We start from the raw sequence: 14,683 nt of genomic DNA, 5'->3' as shown, positions 1-14,683 counted from the left end.
ACAGGCCTTTGGCCGCAGCCTCCGTGGAAGAACCTAATGAAAAGCGCAGAAATCCGTGAAGCCTTCCTTCGCTTCTTCGAAGAGCAAGGCCACACCCGTGTAGCCTCCAGCTCTTTGATTCCGGGCAACGACCCAACCCTGCTGTTCACTAACGCGGGGATGAACCAGTTCAAGGACTGCTTCCTGGGCCAGGAAAAGCGCGCGTACACCCGCGCTGTCTCCAGCCAGAAATGCGTGCGCGCCGGCGGCAAGCACAACGACCTGGAAAACGTCGGTTATACCGCCCGTCACCACACCTTCTTCGAAATGCTGGGTAACTTCAGCTTCGGTGATTACTTCAAGCGCGACGCGATCACCTACGCCTGGAACTTCCTCACCTCCGACAAGTGGCTGAACCTGCCGAAGGAAAAGCTCTGGGTAACCGTCTACGCCAGCGATGACGAGGCGTACGACATCTGGACCAAGGAAATCGGGGTTCCGGCCGAGCGCATGGTTCGCATCGGTGACAACAAGGGCGCACCGTACGCCTCCGACAACTTCTGGACCATGGGCGATACCGGCCCGTGCGGTCCTTGCACCGAGATTTTCTACGATCACGGCGCCGACATCTGGGGTGGTCCGCCGGGCTCGCCGGAAGAAGACGGCGACCGTTACATCGAGATCTGGAACAACGTGTTCATGCAGTTCAACCGCACCGCCGACGGCGTGTTGCACCCGCTGCCAGCACCGTCGGTCGACACCGGCATGGGCCTGGAGCGGATCAGTGCCGTGCTGCAGCACGTTCACTCGAACTATGAAATCGACCTGTTCCAGAGCCTGCTGACCGCATCGGCCAAGGCCATCGGCTGCACCAACGACGCTCAGGCTTCCCTGAAAGTCGTGGCTGACCACATTCGTTCCTGCGGCTTCCTGATTGCCGATGGCGTGCTGCCGTCCAACGAAGGCCGCGGTTATGTGCTGCGCCGGATCATCCGCCGCGCCTGCCGTCACGGCAACAAACTGGGCGCCAAGGGCAGCTTCTTCTACCAGATCGTCGCGGCACTGGTCGCCGAAATGGGCGAAGCCTTCCCTGAGCTGAAATCCCAGCAGGCGCACATCGAACGCGTCCTGAAAGCCGAAGAAGAGCAGTTCGCCAAGACTCTGGAGCAGGGCCTGAAAATCCTCGAACAGGATCTGGCCGAACTCAAAGGCGACGTGGTGCCGGGCGACGTGGTGTTCAAACTCTACGACACCTATGGCTTCCCGATGGACCTGACCGGCGACATCGCTCGCGAGCGCAGCCTGACCATCGACGAAGAAGGTTTCGAGCGCGAAATGGAAGCCCAGCGCGTCCGTGCCCGTTCCGCCAGCTCCTTCGGCATGGACTACAACAGCCTGGTCAAGGTTGATGTGGCCACCGAATTCACCGGTTACAAAGCCACCAGCGGTTCGGCGAAAGTCGTTGGCCTCTATAAAGAAGGCCAGGCGGTCGACGTACTGAGTGAAGGCGAAGAGGGCGTGGTCGTTCTCAATCAGACGCCGTTCTACGCTGAATCCGGCGGCCAGATCGGCGATTGCGGTTATCTGCAAGGCGGCAACGGCCGTTTTGACGTGCGTGACACCACCAAGACCGGCGGCGCGTTCCTGCATCACGGTGTGTTGGCGTCGGGTAGCCTGACCATCGGTTCTCCGGTTGAAACCCACGTTGAAGCCGATGTGCGTCACGCCACTTCGCTGAACCACTCGGCCACTCACTTGCTGCACGCCGCGTTGCGTAAAGTGCTGGGTGATCACGTTCAGCAGAAAGGCTCGCTGGTCGACAGTCAGCGCCTTCGCTTCGACTTCAGCCACTTCGAAGCCATCAAGCCTGAGCAATTGAAAGCGCTGGAAGACATCGTCAACGCCGAGATCCGCAAGAACTCAGCGGTTGAAACCGAAGAAACCGACATCGAAACCGCCAAGAAAAAAGGCGCCATGGCGCTGTTTGGCGAGAAGTACGGCGACAACGTGCGCGTGCTGAGCATGGGCGGTGATTTCTCCGTCGAGCTGTGCGGTGGCATCCACGCCAACCGTACCGGCGACATCGGCCTGCTGAAAATCATCAGCGAAGGCGGTGTGGCTTCTGGTGTGCGTCGTATCGAGGCCGTCACCGGAGCCGCGGCACTGGCTTACTTGAACGCTGCAGAAGAACAACTCAAGGAAGCGGCCAACCTGGTCAAGGGCAGCCGCGACAACCTGATCGACAAGCTGTCGGCTGTGCTGGAGCGCAACCGTCTGCTGGAGAAGCAACTCGAGCAGTTGCAAGCCAAGGCTGCCAGCGCGGCGGGCGACGATCTGTCGGCCTCTGCCTTGGACGTCAAAGGCGTGAAAGTGCTGGCCGTGCGTCTGGACGGTCAGGACGCCAAGGCGCTGCTGGCGCTGGTCGATCAGCTGAAAAACAAACTCGGCCGCGCAGTGATCCTGCTCGGCAGTGTCCATGAGGAAAAGGTCGTTCTGGTTGCAGGCGTAACCAAAGACCTGACTGGCCAACTCAAAGCCGGTGATTTGATGAAGCAAGCCGCTGCGGCAGTGGGCGGGAAGGGCGGTGGTCGTCCAGACATGGCGCAGGGCGGTGGTACTGACGCTGGCGCACTGGATGCGGCACTGGCCCTGACTGTTCCATTTGTAGAGCAGGGTTTATAAGGCAGGGTGTCCGGCCCGCAGTCTAGTGGCGGGCCGGAACGCTGTTTGAGTGATTATTTGGGCGCCCTTCATGGGCAGAGGCGGCTTTGAAATGGCTTTGATCGTACAGAAATTTGGAGGCACCTCCGTCGGCACTGTCGAGAGAATCGAGCAGGTCGCCGACAAGGTTAAGAAATTCCGCGATGCCGGCGATGACCTGGTGGTTGTCCTGTCTGCAATGAGCGGCGAAACCAACCGTCTGATCGATCTGGCCAAGCAAATCAGTGGCGACGGCCAACCGGTTCCGCGTGAGCTGGATGTGATCGTCTCCACGGGCGAGCAGGTGACGATTGCACTGTTGGCCATGGCGCTGATCAAGCGCGGCGTGCCGGCGGTGTCGTACACCGGCAATCAGGTGCGGATTCTGACGGACAGCGCGCACAATAAAGCGCGTATCTTGCAGATTGATGACCAGAAGATTCGCGGTGATCTGAAGGCAGGTCGTGTCGTTGTTGTCGCCGGTTTCCAGGGCGTCGACGAGCACGGCAACATCACCACCCTTGGTCGTGGCGGTTCCGACACCACCGGCGTGGCACTGGCAGCAGCCTTAAAGGCTGATGAATGCCAGATCTACACCGATGTCGACGGCGTCTACACCACCGACCCGCGTGTGGTGTCCGTGGCCCAGCGCCTGGACAAGATTACCTTCGAAGAGATGCTGGAAATGGCCAGCCTCGGTTCCAAGGTGTTGCAGATCCGTGCGGTGGAATTCGCCGGCAAGTACAACGTTCCGCTGCGCGTACTGCACAGCTTCAAGGAGGGTCCGGGCACCCTCATTACTATTGATGAAGAGGAAACCATGGAACAGCCGATCATTTCCGGCATCGCTTTCAATCGCGATGAAGCCAAGCTGACCATCCGTGGTGTGCCAGACACCCCGGGCGTTGCATTCAAGATTCTCGGCCCGATCAGTGCCGCGAACATCGAAGTCGACATGATCGTGCAGAACGTTGCGCACGATAACACCACCGACTTCACCTTCACCGTGCACCGCAATGACTTCCAAGCCGCACAAACCGTGCTGGAAAACACCGCTCGCGAGATCGGTGCCCGTGAGGTCGTGGGTGACATCAAGATCGCCAAGGTCTCGATCGTCGGCGTCGGCATGCGTTCCCACGCAGGCGTGGCCAGCCGCATGTTCGAATCCCTGGCCAAAGAAAGCATCAACATCCAGATGATCTCGACGTCGGAAATCAAAGTCTCCGTTGTGATCGAAGAGAAGTATCTGGAACTGGCTGTGCGCGCTCTGCACACGGCTTTCGAACTGGACGCACCGGCCCGAACGGGCGAGTGATGCGTTTGCCAAAGGGCGCGGTCTGACCGCGCCCTTTGTCTTTTTTGAATAGCGCGACCCAGGAACTGTTCTTTTGCTCGCGCTGGTCAATACTCAGGCATGTAGGGCTGCGATCGTTCCGGTTGTAGGTCGAGTGCCTTTTTTTTGCAGACTGTTGTCCCTGAAATGAAATGCGTGAGGAGAAAGGTATGCTGATTCTGACTCGTCGGTGCGCAGAAAGCCTGATTATTGGTGATGGCGAAATCACCGTGACCGTGCTCGGCGTTAAAGGAAATCAAGTGCGTATTGGCGTTAACGCACCTAAAGAGGTTGCGGTTCACCGTGAGGAAATTTACTTGCGGATCAAGAAAGAGAAGGACGACGAACCAAGCCATTAATTTTTATCGTTTTTTATGTTTGCAAACGGGGAAGAAGCTGGTTAATATACGCCCCGTGTTGCGGAGAGCTGGCCGAGTGGCCGAAGGCGCTCCCCTGCTAAGGGAGTACACCTCAAAAGGGTGTCGGGGGTTCGAATCCCCCGTTCTCCGCCATTATTTGCGTAGTACGTAGTAATCTGGCTTTTTCGGTAAGTGTTTGAAATTACTAGAAAAAGTGCTTTACATAGAGATTAGACGGCCTATAATGCGCGGCAACAAATGCACTCGTAGCTCAGCTGGATAGAGTACTCGGCTACGAACCGAGCGGTCACAGGTTCGAATCCTGTCGAGTGCACCATTTAAGGGTTGTTTGCAGTAATGTGAATAACTTGGCTCCAACCAGTTGTGATCTGGTATAAAAACACAAATGCACTCGTAGCTCAGCTGGATAGAGTACTCGGCTACGAACCGAGCGGTCACAGGTTCGAATCCTGTCGAGTGCACCAAACACCAAAAAGCCCGCGTTTAACGCGGGCTTTTTGCCGTCTGGGATTTGGCTTTTCCCTTCGTGCATCCTTTCTCATCGAACTCGACGTGTGCGCTGCGACCTCGCTTGAGGTCATAACGGTAGCTCGTGGCCGAATTGCGAATACTGATCTTGTCTGGCTTGCCCAGAGCACTCTCGACGTCCTGTTGCGTCATGCCGGCGACGATCCGTTGGTTGATGATTGCTTCGCGCCGTTCCTTGGCAGTCATCAGGTTTCCACACTTGTCCTCAGTCTGACCGACAACGGTTGGTTCCTTCCTTCTGGTTTTCGCTCTGGGTGTTTCCCGAGTGTCCGCCTCCGGCATCATCGCTACCGGGTTAACGGGTTTGAAGGTGCGCACATCTTGCAGAGAGAGACTTTCGCCGTCCGTGCAACTCAAGGTGGTGAAGGTGAGGCGGCCGTCGGTTGCTTCGCAACGGTGAATGGTGGCGGCTTGTAAGCGGGGCGAAAGGCAGAGCAGGGCAAGCAGTAAAAAATAAAGGCTGATCGATGGCATTAAACGTCCTCCATGACGGTCCATGTCAGGGTAGCCGCTACATTTTTCGACGAGGGTGTGTTTTCTTTTCAGAATGAGTCGTCGCAGTTGGAGAGGTCAGGACTGCACTCAGCTTTGTCTTGCAACCGCTTGTTTCAGCCAAGATTTTTTAACGTTTAAAACAGTCGGGCGGTGTATCATTGCGCCCGTCAGCCCCGCCGGGGCTTGTGGAATACCTCCATGGACTTACCCAGTAGTTACTCAGTACCCCGTTTTTCCAATCATGAATTGACTGATTGATCCTTCCGGCGTGCCCCGCTGCTGGGAGTGGAGTTCGCCTATGTCCGAAGTTGAAGTAAAGAAAACGCAGGAAAGCTTGCAGGACCGCCTCGCTCAAGTCGTTGAGCTGCTGCAGCGTCAGCGGGTGGTCGAAGACCTGACTCATCGCCAGGAAGGTCCGCATCACGAGCGGGTCGAGAACCTCGTTCACCGGCAAAACCTCGTCGAGTTGCAACGCAAGCTCGATGATCTGCACTCCGCCGACGTTGCCTACATTCTTGAAGCCTTGCCGCTGGACGATCGTCTGACGCTCTGGCAATTGGTCAAGGCTGATCGCGACGGCGACATCCTCCTCGAAGTATCCGACTCGGTTCGTGAAACCCTGATCGCCGACATGGACGATCACGAGCTCCTGGCTGCGGCCAAGGACATGGATGCCGACGAACTTGCTGACCTGGCTTCCGAGCTGCCGCGAGATGTCGTCCACGAGCTGATGGAAACCCTCGATAGTCAACAGCGTGAGCGCGTCCGCTCCGCGTTGTCTTATGACGAGGAACAAGTCGGTGCGCTGATGGACTTCGAGATGGTGACCATCCGTGAGGATGTCAGTCTCGAAGTGGTTCTGCGTTACCTGCGTCGTCTCAAGGAGCTGCCGGGCCACACCGACAAACTGTTTGTGGTCGATTACGACGGTGTGCTCAAGGGCGTGCTGCCGATCAAGCGTTTGCTGGTCAACGACCCTGAAAAACAGGTGTCGGAAGTCATGGCCAGCGACCCGGTGAGTTTTCACCCGGACGAGGACGCCTACGACGCCGCTCAGGCGTTCGAACGTTACGACTTGATCTCGGCGCCTGTGGTCGACAAGAACGGCAAGCTTATCGGCCGTCTGACCATCGACGAAATGGTCGACCTGATCCGTGAAGAGAGCGAGAACGAAGTGCTCAACATGGCGGGTCTGCGCGAAGAAGAAGATATCTTCGCCTCCGTCTGGAAATCCCTGCGTAACCGTTGGGCCTGGCTGGCGGTCAACCTGATCACCGCGTTTATCGCATCCCGGGTGATCGGCCTGTTCGAAGGCTCCATCGAAAAACTGGTGGCGCTGGCGGCATTGATGCCGATCGTGGCCGGTATCGGTGGCAACTCGGGCAACCAGACCATCACCATGATCGTTCGAGCCATGGCGCTGGACCAGGTGAGCACCGGCAATACGTCACGACTGATGCGTAAAGAGTTGGTCGTCGGTTTGATCAATGGCCTGGTTTGGGGCGGTGTGATTGGCGTCGTGGCCTATCTGCTTTATGGCAGTTGGTCCCTGGGCGTGGTGATGACCGCCGCGATGACGCTTAACCTGTTGCTGGCGGCGTTGATGGGTGTTTTGATTCCGATGACGCTGGCGAGGCTCGGGCGCGATCCTGCCATGGGCGCCAGCGTGATGATCACCGCCATGACTGACAGCGGCGGGTTCTTCATCTTCCTTGGGTTGGCGACGATCTTCCTGCTCTGATTTCCATTTACTCGAAACCCGCCAACCGGCGGGTTTAATGAGATGGTCAGCCTGACCGAGAAGCCCTGCAGGTTTACGCTTGCAGGGCTTTTCTCGTTTTCGGCGGAGGATCTCTCATGAATACGATGACGCTTCTCGGTATCGACATTGGCAAACACAGTTTCCACCTGCATGGCCAGGATGCCAAAGGTCATCAGGTATTGCGCAAGAAAACCAACCGCGGCCAATTGCTCAGCACATTGGCGCAGGTACCGTCCTGTACGGTGGTAATGGAGTCCTGCGGCGGCGCCCATTGGCTGGCTCGACAGATTGGTGCATTGGGCCACGAGGTGAAGCTGATCGCCCCGCAGTACGTCAAACCATTCGTCAAAGGCAACAAAAACGACTTCATTGATGCCGAAGCGATTTGCGAGGCGGCGAGCCGCCCCGCGATGCGCTTCTGCTCGATCAAAACCGCAGAGCAACAAACGCTTTCAGCCCTGCATCGTGTCCGTAAATCTTTGATTGGCCAGCGAACCGTCGCGACCAACCAGATTCATGGCTTTCTGCTGGAGTTCGGGATCAGCCTGCCTATAGGTGCCGCTGCGTTGCACCGCGTGCCGGCGCTGTTGGACGACCCGCAGCACCCGGTTCCGTTGCGCCTAAAGGGCGTAGTGATGCGTCTCCATCATCAAATTCAACAGCTGAATGATGAAATCAAGGACATCGAGTCCGATCTGAAGCAGCAGCTGAAAGAAGACGATGCCGGGAGTCGTTTGCAGAGTATTCCTGGCATCGGCCCGATCACCGCCAGCGCGGTATTGGCGGATGTGGGCGATGCGTCGAACTATCGAAGTGGACGCGATTTTGCCGCTTCGCTAGGGCTGGTGCCGAGGCAGTATTCGACGGGCGGAAAAACAGTACTACTGGGGATCAGCAAGCGCGGCGACAAGCACATCCGCCAACTGCTGGTGCAGGGCGCGCGATCCATCATGCAGCATATCGATAAGCGGGAAGACGCCTTGGGGCCCTGGGTTCGAGAGCTGCTGACGCGTCGCCACTCCAATGTTGTCGCGTGCGCGCTGGCGAACAAACTGGCGCGCATCGTGTGGGCGGTACTGGCCAAAGGCGGCCAGTACGACCCACATCCGAACGCTTGAACGTACAGCTTTACTACCGGCTTTTGCGACGTCACTGACTGATGACAGTAAACGGCAAACGGCCCGACTGAGAACCTGGCAATAAAATCAGCTTTAGAGGCTGAGGGTTTTTTCAGGACAGTCGGGAGCGGCTACTCATCGAGGGCCGAGCGTTGTTGCAGCAACGCTCACAATGAGCCCGGATACATTAGCGCAAGCCAGCTTTACCGAAAACAGCCCATGAGGTTGCAGGAGATGGGCTGACCATACATTTTATTGCCGGATTTCAGGCAAAAAAAAGCCAGCGATTATGCTGGCTTGAGCGTTCGGGTTGAATCAGGAAGCGTCTGCGGCCATTTCGGCGTCATGGGCAATCAGCGAAACAAGAGCATTTTGCTGACGGTGAGAGAGTTGGCGGAAGCGTTGAAGCAGTTCACGTTCGTGCAATGACAGCTCAGGGCTGTCCAGGCGCATGCTCAACTCTTCGCCCAGTGCACCTTCCTGAATAAGACTCTGCTCAAGGCGCGCAATGATTTCGGAGTTCATGCTGCGATGATGATTGCGAGCCACTTCGGCAATGCGTTCACGCATTCCGTCTGGCAGACGTACGACGAACTTGTCAGCCGTACGGCTGGAATAAATTGCCTGTTTCAATGGGCGCATATATTTAACCGGTTAGTTCAGGGGAGCGGTTCTCGGGATTGGCCGCAGGATGTCTGATAGGACAAGGTCTCTGGCCAAATGTTCAACCTGAATTGATAGAGGCTCGCATCATGCCTCAAAGCAGCCAGATCATTGGCGTCAATTCTGTGACAAATATTGCGCTGGGTAAAGGCGTTATGCCAGCACGCTTATCAGAAATGTGGACTGGTTGGAAAACTTTGCCCCTTGCCCGCATCGCTGACCGCGTCCTCTGCCCGACAGGTGATGCCCGAAGACGCCTGAAGGTGCATGCTACGCGGATTCGATCCTTGGTCCTTACCTTCTACAGGATAGTGGCAAATGGCCGATTTACTAGTGGCAGACCCGCAGAGGAGGGTGATTCAGGATGGATGGCACGTTGATTTACTTGATGGGGCCTTCCGGATCCGGCAAGGACAGCCTCATCGAAGCGGCTCGACAACCTTTACGCTCGATGAATGGCGAAGTGGTGCGACGGGTCATCACGCGCTCGGCTGAATCCGTAGGTGAAGACGCCATCGGAGTTTCCCGTGAAGACTTCCAGCGACGCCAGGCAATGGGCGACTTCGCCCTGTCGTGGCACGCCAACGGTCTGGATTACGGCATTCCGCGCCAGATCGACCACTGGCTGAAAGACGGCCGACATGTAGTGGTCAACGGCTCTCGCGGTCACCTGGGTGAGGCGCTGCAACGCTATCCGACGCTGCTGCCGGTGCTGTTGACGGTCAAGGATGAAGTGCTGCGCGAACGCTTGCTGCGACGTGGTCGGGAGAGCGTTGAGGAGATTGAAGCAAGGTTGCGCCGCAACGGTCTGTTTGCGGCGGACGACTCACTCGGTGACACGAAGATCCATCGGCTCGACAATTCTGGCGAACTGGCGGTCACTGTTGAAAATCTTCTGAACCTGCTGAAGCTCAGCGTAAAACCGGATCGAACTTGATTTTGCGCCCGACAATCAGCGCAAGCACGAATAACGCACCGAATACGCCGCAGGCAATCAGGGGCAGGGTGGCGACCGTGTCCGGGACCAATGACAAATGAACAATGCCGCTCAGTAAGGCAAGGATCAAACATCCTGCGGCTGATTTGGACATGCTGTGCTCCTGATGGGGGTGATTCAAAATACCAAGCGTTCCGAAGACTGAGATACCAACGGGTAATTGTGCTGGTTCACGTCCTGGCCAACAAAGCCGCGCTGATCGTTCATGACCGCCAATTGCGGGGCTTTTTGCAGCTGGAGGTAATGGGGCATCCGATGCGCGATCTGCTCAGCGCCGTTCTCGGGGGCAAAATGACCACCCAGGAGGACGGTAAGAGCGATCGCATTCGAGAGTAAAAGGACGCTGTTCATGAGGCTGACCTCGGTTGTTCGTGAGAACAGCTAAAGCAGCCCGCGTGCCAAGAGTTTAACGGCTATTAAATCCTTTAAAAACAAAGAATTAACTTATTACCCAGAGGGGTGCTCGTTGCAAATTGCAATGATGGCATTTTGAGAGGATGCAATTTGCACGGTAAATTAAGCCACGACGAAGAAGGGCGTCTGCCTACACTTAAAAAGCCATACGGACGACATGACAAAATCAGGCCTGCCCGTTAACATGCACGCCGTCCCTCGCACCGCACTTCTTGCGGGTGACCTGTGTCTCAGTAGCTCAATTGGATAGAGCATCCCCCTCCTAAGGGGAAGGTTGGCAGTTCGAACCTGCCCTGGGACACCATATAATTCAAGGCTTACAGCACATCCCTGCATTCTACGAAGAATCTCATGGGTGCATGGCGGGTGCAGTAACTCTTTCATGGATCTGCTTCGTTTACCTCTGGGAGTCGGGTAGTGGCTATTTTTGATATCTTTTCCAAGCGTCAGAAAAAGCTCCGCGGCGAAATACCAGATGTCTATCAATACGATGAATTACCAGCCGGGCTTCGCGTGCAAATTGTCCACGCGATGTGTGATGCGCTGGGCGGTCCTAACGAACATCCCACCGCAGATTGCTGGAAACCCATCAGCGAAATGCTGTGTAGGGAATATGGTCTGTTCGCTCTGCCCACGGCACGGGAGCATGGCCGGCGAAATTTCTTTAATGAGGTAGTCGATTTTTTCCTCCAGGCTGAGGAAGTCGAGCACGCGCTTGATGTCGTAGAAATGTGCTTCAGGGCGGTCGATACAATCAGTCGACAGACTCAATACCTGTGGAGGAATGATGCGAACAAAATCGCAGATGCCTCTATTGATGAGCTGAATAGGCGCTTTCAAGAACATGGAGTTGGCTATCAGTTCGTGAGTGGCGAGATTTTGAGGATTGACTCTCAGTTACTGCACGCCGAAGTCATTAAGCCTGCACTTCGTCTGCTTGAAGGCAAAGGATACGCAGGGGCTCAACAAGAGTTTCTGCGCGCTCATGAGCACTATCGGCATCAAAACCCGAAGGAAGCCCTCAATGAATGCCTAAAGTCCTTTGAAAGCCTTATGAAGTCCATCTGCGTTAAGCGTCGCTGGGAGCTAAATGGAAAGGAAACAGCGAGCTCATTGATAAAAGTCTGCTTGGAACATGAGCTGATCCCGGCTTTTTGGCAGACGCAGTTCACCTCGCTACGAAGCCTGCTGGAAAGCGCCGTACCGACGGGCAGAAACAATCTTGCAGGGCACGGACAGGGGCCTCACACCACAGAAGTCCCTGACCACCTTGTTGCCTTCATGCTTCATATGACCGGCGCCTGTCTTGTTTTTTTAGCATCCGCTGACGAGTGTTTGTAACTGCTAATCAGCCTCTGATTCGCAGAACTGTCGTTGTGGAGCAGCCCGCGTGGCGGGCTGTGGCTCGGATGCCCAAGCCGGCACCCAGCAGTTCTTTGACCCGTTTGTGCAGCCCCTCGTCTATGGGGCGGCCTTGATATTTGCCGGCAGCTTTCGCCTTCTTAATGCCTTGGGCCTGACGCTCTCGGCGCTGCTCATAATCCTTTCGCGCTATCGCTGCCATCATCTCCACCAGCATTGAGTTGATCGCCCCCAGCATCCGGTCGGTGAACTCGTCGCCTTTGGTGTCCTGCATCCCTTGGTGACTAGTCGGCAGATCGAGCGCGACGATGCGCAAGCCTTTGGAGTCGATCGCCGACTTCAGTTTCTGCCAATCCTCTACGGGAAGGCGCGATAGTCGGTCTATCGACTCGACTAGCAATACGTCACCTTTACGCGCGTCCCTGAGCAGGCGCAGCAGCTCAGGCCGATCTGCCGAGGCTCCGCTTGCGTTCTCTAGATATACGCTCGCGATCACCTTGTTGTGGTCGGTGGCGAATTGTTCGAGCGATGCCCGGGCGCGGCCGGCATCCTGTTCTTCGGTCGAAGCTCGGAGGTATGCGCGAATGAACATAATGTGCTGTCCGTATCAGTTAAGGTGTTTCACTAATACCGTTGCACTTTGAGTGTTACTTATCAAGCGGAGTGGGCGAATAAACCCAAATTTGTGCGTATCAGCTCAGGCATACCTATAACTGCCGTAGCCGCATGATGGCGCCTGTGATGTCTTGAGCATTCCGGTCCAGCGTTTCCATGGCCGCAATTGCGTTAGCGGCAACGCTCCCCACTCCATTCTCAGAAAACCACTTGGTCACCTCCTCAATGGCCGCACATATGGCGTGCTGGTTGTGCAGGAGTAGTGTGAGTGCGTCTGCTGTGGCAATGCGGGCCTCAGAGTTATCTGACATGGGTATCCTCCTTGAGTAAATGTTGCGGGAAGACTAGCTGAACTCGCCGCTGGCTCGAACCACTTCTCCAGATTCGCTGACACGTGGGCAATTACCTTGACTTGACCACCCATTTGCATTCGACCTTACAAACGTCTGCGCTGGATTTGACCCGCTCCCTTGGTAAACATGACCGGCAGTGAACGGCCAATTCCTGCCTCTCACGACTGACCCAAATCCACAACCCAAAGCTGCCCATCAGATATCTTCCTATGTCTAGCGAGAATGGGGCAATTACCTACATGCGTCCGGCAAAGTCATCTAGCTAACTCCGCTAGTCCAGCCATGGTGTCCACCTGATTTTTAGGAGGGACAGCTAACCCTTGGCCGATGAGAATAACGAGACATTCGTTATTAGTTTGTTGCGCTCGCGTGAACATTTTTACCTGCTTCTACAGCAGAAATTGGTAGGGAGTCTAAAATTGAAATGCCATAGATCGGTTCCATCCCATATCATCCGTGATGATGCGAGGGACCATTGGCATGTAGGTGGCTATGGAGCCAACACCTGACCGGTGTTGGCTAAATGGATTTGAACTTGGAGGGAACCATGAGCAATCTCATCGCCAGCGGCGAGCCACCTGAAGCCGTTCGCGTCATGGTCAAGGTTTACGCTTACTTGCTGCTCGTCGGATTTGCGTTTGTTCCGGCCTTTTTGATTGGCTACTTATACTTCTTTCAAGACCCCACCCTTATATTCGAGAACCACCTGTTCCATATCATTGCGATCACGGCAGCCACCTTGGAAGGGTTGTTTGTGACGTACGTAACGTGGCGGTGCTATCAGTCATCGGGAGACCCGCTGCTGCGCTGGATGACGCTTGGCTTTCTCGGTTTTGTGCTGATCTACGCGTTGCATGGTGTGTTCACTGGGCTCGCACACCACAATATCTGGCTCTTCCTGCTTTATGGTCCGGCCTCTCGACTGGTCATGGCGACTCTGCTGTTAGTCGGAATGCTGTCGTACCACCACCCACCTGATGCCGCGGACCAACGAATGAAGTCCCGCCCGTGGCTGACCTGGATAGGACTGTTCCTGTTGGTTGACGTGGCAGTCGCGTACGTCGCAAATTTGCCGATCGCCGGTAACTTTGCGGTGCGCCTCTCGATGGAAGGTGGTGCCCTCGTTCTTTCCACTTTGACCGTGGCAATACTCTTGCTGCGTCGTATCCGTTCGCCGTTGATGATGATTTTTGTCATCTCGGTCGCTGCGTTCGCGCTGTCATCTCTTGCCTTCATCCTTGCCCGTCCGTGGAACCACATGTGGTGGCTCGCTCATGCGATCTTCGCCGGTGGATTCTTCATGTTGAGCTATGGGGTAGTGCAAGCGTTCCTCACCACGCAGTCGTTCTCGAAGATTTACAGCCAAGAGGAGTTGATGGTGCGTCTTGCCGAAGCGATGGCGTATACCGAGAGCGCCCTGCAGGAGCTCCAGCGCACCAATCAAGAACTCGGGCACCTTGCGGCGACCGATCCACTGACTGGCGCTGATAATCGGCGTAGGTTTATGGAGCGGGTCGAAGTCGAAGTTGGCCGGGCCAAGCGCGGCGGTGAGCCGTTCTCCGTGTTGGCACTCGATCTGGATAATTTCAAGTCCATCAACGATCGCTTCGGGCATCAGGTTGGCGATGACATCCTGAAGATTTTCGTGAAGAAATGCCTCGATTCCATCCGACCGTATGACGGCGTAGCCCGAGTAGGCGGAGAAGAATTCATGATACTGCTACCTCAGACTTCACTTGAAGGCGCGCACGTAATCGCTGAACGTCTGCGAAGCACCGTTGCAAATAATTCTTTTCATGGCCTGCAGCGGTTAACCGTGGTCACAGTGAGCATCGGCGTATCGCAATTTGGCCGCGACGGCGACACCATCGAGGCAATTCTGCGTGCAGCCGATCAACGTCTATATCACGCTAAACACGAAGGCCGTAACCGTGTGGTCACTACCATCAAAACTAGCCTCCAATCTCTGCCCTGACCATCATTT

14 protein-coding genes and 4 tRNA genes are annotated in these 14,683 nt (G+C 55.9%); 12 read left to right on the top strand and 6 right to left on the bottom strand.

Annotated features, from left to right (window positions below):
- Positions 1–36 precede the first annotated feature (36 nt).
- The 6 genes from alaS to ACA053_RS21755 all read left to right on the top strand — a co-directional run bounded on the left by alaS (position 37) and on the right by ACA053_RS21755 (position 4,856).
- Complete coding sequence (gene alaS, locus ACA053_RS21780; protein ID WP_109634085.1) at positions 37–2,661, top strand: alanine--tRNA ligase; 2,625 nt, start codon at positions 37–39, stop codon at positions 2,659–2,661.
- A gap of 91 nt (positions 2,662–2,752) precedes the next feature.
- The gene (locus ACA053_RS21775; RefSeq protein WP_008033100.1) at positions 2,753–3,994 is read left to right on the top strand and encodes an aspartate kinase; all 1,242 of its coding nucleotides are present in this window, start codon (positions 2,753–2,755) and stop codon (positions 3,992–3,994) included.
- Positions 3,995–4,182: 188 nt separating this feature from the next.
- Positions 4,183–4,371: a carbon storage regulator CsrA gene (gene csrA / locus ACA053_RS21770; protein ID WP_003178872.1), complete on the top strand. Its 189-nt coding sequence runs from the start codon at positions 4,183–4,185 to the stop codon at positions 4,369–4,371.
- Positions 4,372–4,433: 62 nt separating this feature from the next.
- Positions 4,434–4,524, top strand: a tRNA-Ser gene (locus tag ACA053_RS21765).
- A gap of 107 nt (positions 4,525–4,631) precedes the next feature.
- Positions 4,632–4,708, top strand: a tRNA-Arg gene (locus ACA053_RS21760).
- Positions 4,709–4,779: 71 nt separating this feature from the next.
- Positions 4,780–4,856: transfer RNA gene (locus ACA053_RS21755), tRNA-Arg, on the top strand.
- Positions 4,857–4,875: 19 nt separating this feature from the next.
- Here the strand turns inward: ACA053_RS21755 and ACA053_RS21750 are convergent.
- Positions 4,876–5,394 (bottom strand): cell envelope protein SmpA, encoded by a 519-nt coding sequence (locus tag ACA053_RS21750; protein ID WP_497393670.1) that lies wholly within the window; start codon positions 5,392–5,394, stop codon positions 4,876–4,878.
- A gap of 319 nt (positions 5,395–5,713) precedes the next feature.
- Here ACA053_RS21750 and mgtE point away from each other — a divergent pair, with 319 nt between their 5' ends.
- The gene (gene mgtE, locus ACA053_RS21745; protein ID WP_109634081.1) at positions 5,714–7,156 is read left to right on the top strand and encodes a magnesium transporter; all 1,443 of its coding nucleotides are present in this window, start codon (positions 5,714–5,716) and stop codon (positions 7,154–7,156) included.
- A gap of 116 nt (positions 7,157–7,272) precedes the next feature.
- Entirely contained in the window at positions 7,273–8,295 is a 1,023-nt protein-coding gene (locus ACA053_RS21740) for an IS110 family RNA-guided transposase (RefSeq protein ID WP_015093115.1), read from the top strand.
- A 315-nt stretch (positions 8,296–8,610) separates the two neighbouring features.
- On the opposite strand, the gene ACA053_RS21735 is transcribed toward ACA053_RS21740, so the two are convergent.
- Positions 8,611–8,937 (bottom strand): Arc family DNA-binding protein, encoded by a 327-nt coding sequence (locus tag ACA053_RS21735; protein WP_003178899.1) that lies wholly within the window; start codon positions 8,935–8,937, stop codon positions 8,611–8,613.
- Positions 8,938–9,322: 385 nt separating this feature from the next.
- On the opposite strand from ACA053_RS21735, the gene phnN reads away from it, so the two are divergent.
- Positions 9,323–9,895 (top strand): phosphonate metabolism protein/1,5-bisphosphokinase (PRPP-forming) PhnN, encoded by a 573-nt coding sequence (phnN, locus tag ACA053_RS21730; protein ID WP_497313080.1) that lies wholly within the window; start codon positions 9,323–9,325, stop codon positions 9,893–9,895.
- Here phnN and ACA053_RS21725 read toward each other — a convergent pair.
- Both ACA053_RS21725 and ACA053_RS21720 read right to left on the bottom strand, forming a co-directional pair.
- Positions 9,870–10,049, bottom strand: coding sequence for a PA3371 family protein (locus ACA053_RS21725; RefSeq protein ID WP_497313078.1), 180 nt, complete (start codon positions 10,047–10,049; stop codon positions 9,870–9,872). The two genes, phnN and ACA053_RS21725, sit on opposite strands and share 26 nt — an antisense overlap.
- 23 nt (positions 10,050–10,072) lie before the next feature.
- Positions 10,073–10,306, bottom strand: coding sequence for a hypothetical protein (locus tag ACA053_RS21720; protein WP_109634073.1), 234 nt, complete (start codon positions 10,304–10,306; stop codon positions 10,073–10,075).
- 290 nt (positions 10,307–10,596) lie between these two features.
- On the opposite strand from ACA053_RS21720, the gene ACA053_RS21715 reads away from it, so the two are divergent.
- Together ACA053_RS21715 and ACA053_RS21710 are read left to right on the top strand one after the other, a co-directional pair.
- Positions 10,597–10,673, top strand: a tRNA-Arg gene (locus tag ACA053_RS21715).
- Between the two features lie 113 nt (positions 10,674–10,786).
- The gene (locus tag ACA053_RS21710) at positions 10,787–11,710 is read left to right on the top strand and encodes an abortive infection family protein (protein ID WP_497393669.1); all 924 of its coding nucleotides are present in this window, start codon (positions 10,787–10,789) and stop codon (positions 11,708–11,710) included.
- Between the two features lie 7 nt (positions 11,711–11,717).
- Here ACA053_RS21710 and ACA053_RS21705 read toward each other — a convergent pair whose 3' ends face one another.
- Entirely contained in the window at positions 11,718–12,323 is a 606-nt protein-coding gene (locus ACA053_RS21705) for a recombinase family protein (RefSeq protein WP_497393668.1), read from the bottom strand.
- Positions 12,324–12,438: 115 nt separating this feature from the next.
- The gene (locus ACA053_RS21700; RefSeq protein WP_497393667.1) at positions 12,439–12,657 is read right to left on the bottom strand and encodes a hypothetical protein; all 219 of its coding nucleotides are present in this window, start codon (positions 12,655–12,657) and stop codon (positions 12,439–12,441) included.
- A 589-nt stretch (positions 12,658–13,246) separates the two neighbouring features.
- Here ACA053_RS21700 and ACA053_RS21695 point away from each other — a divergent pair.
- Positions 13,247–14,674, top strand: a complete 1,428-nt coding sequence (locus ACA053_RS21695) for a GGDEF domain-containing protein (protein WP_497393666.1) — start codon at positions 13,247–13,249, stop codon at positions 14,672–14,674.
- The last annotated feature ends 9 nt before the right edge of the window (positions 14,675–14,683 follow it).

It is taken from the genome of Pseudomonas sp. LBUM1672, from assembly GCF_059695655.1.
The sequence above is the reverse complement of the archived record's forward strand: the minus strand, read 5'-3'. Positions and strand labels throughout refer to the sequence as shown.